This window comes from Streptomyces sp. NPDC015131 (genome assembly GCF_043079975.1).
GTDB lineage: Bacteria > Actinomycetota > Actinomycetes > Streptomycetales > Streptomycetaceae > Streptomyces.
Genome location: NZ_JBIBVB010000012.1, coordinates 1,679 through 3,282, shown reverse-complemented (window position 1 = coordinate 3,282; position 1,604 = coordinate 1,679). Strand labels below are relative to the sequence as shown.

Here is a 1,604-nt window from a genome sequence, read left to right as displayed (position 1 = left end):
ATACTGGGCGTTTCAAAGCGGGTACCGGAATATCAACCGGTTGTCCATCGACTACGCCTGTCGGCCTCGCCTTAGGTCCCGACTTACCCTGGGCAGATCAGCTTGACCCAGGAACCCTTAGTCAATCGGCGCACACGTTTCTCACGTGTGTATCGCTACTCATGCCTGCATTCTCACTCGTGAACCGTCCACAACTCGCTTCCGCGGCTGCTTCACCCGGCACACGACGCTCCCCTACCCATCACAGTCCCCGTTGGGGGTATGTACTGCAATGACACGACTTCGGCGGTACGCTTGAGCCCCGCTACATTGTCGGCGCGGAATCACTTGACCAGTGAGCTATTACGCACTCTTTCAAGGGTGGCTGCTTCTAAGCCAACCTCCTGGTTGTCTCTGCGACTCCACATCCTTTCCCACTTAGCGTACGCTTAGGGGCCTTAGTCGATGCTCTGGGCTGTTTCCCTCTCGACCATGGAGCTTATCCCCCACAGTCTCACTGCCGCGCTCTCACTTACCGGCATTCGGAGTTTGGCTAAGGTCAGTAACCCGGTAGGGCCCATCGCCTATCCAGTGCTCTACCTCCGGCAAGAAACACACGACGCTGCACCTAAATGCATTTCGGGGAGAACCAGCTATCACGGAGTTTGATTGGCCTTTCACCCCTAACCACAGGTCATCCCCCAGGTTTTCAACCCTGGTGGGTTCGGTCCTCCACGAAGTCTTACCTCCGCTTCAACCTGCCCATGGCTAGATCACTCCGCTTCGGGTCTTGAGCGCGCTACTAGATCGCCCTGTTCGGACTCGCTTTCGCTACGGCTTCCCCACACGGGTTAACCTCGCAACACACCGCAAACTCGCAGGCTCATTCTTCAAAAGGCACGCAGTCACGACACAGAGACAAGTCTCTGTGCGACGCTCCCACGGCTTGTAGGCACACGGTTTCAGGTACTATTTCACTCCGCTCCCGCGGTACTTTTCACCATTCCCTCACGGTACTATCCGCTATCGGTCACCAGGGAATATTTAGGCTTAGCGGGTGGTCCCGCCAGATTCACACGGGATTTCTCGGGCCCCGTGCTACTTGGGTGTCTCTCAAACGAGCCGCATGAGTTTCAGCTACGGGGGTCTTACCCTCTACGCCGGACCTTTCGCATGTCCTTCGCCTACTCATACGGTTTCTGACTCGTCCTGTCGCCGGCAGACGACAGAAGAGAGATCCCACAACCCCGCATGCGCAACCCCTGCCGGGTCTCACACGCATACGGTTTGGCCTCATCCGGTTTCGCTCGCCACTACTCCCGGAATCACGGTTGTTTTCTCTTCCTGAGGGTACTGAGATGTTTCACTTCCCCTCGTTCCCTCCACACTGCCTATGTGTTCAGCAGCGGGTGACAGCCCATGACGACTGCCGGGTTTCCCCATTCGGAAACCCCCGGATCAAAGCCTGGTTGACGACTCCCCGGGGACTATCGTGGCCTCCCACGTCCTTCATCGGTTCCTGGTGCCAAGGCATCCACCGTGCGCCCTTAAAAACTTGGCCACAGATGCTCGCGTCCACTGTGCAGTTCTCAAGCAACGACCAGCCACCCATCACCCTGCCACTC

1 rRNA gene (cut by a window edge) is annotated in these 1,604 nt (G+C 57.4%); it reads right to left on the bottom strand.

The features are described 5' to 3' along the window. A 23S ribosomal RNA gene (locus ACF08D_RS31220) occupies positions 1-1,540 on the bottom strand; it reaches 1,277 nt to the left of the window's first position. Between the last annotated feature and the right edge of the window lie 64 nt (positions 1,541-1,604).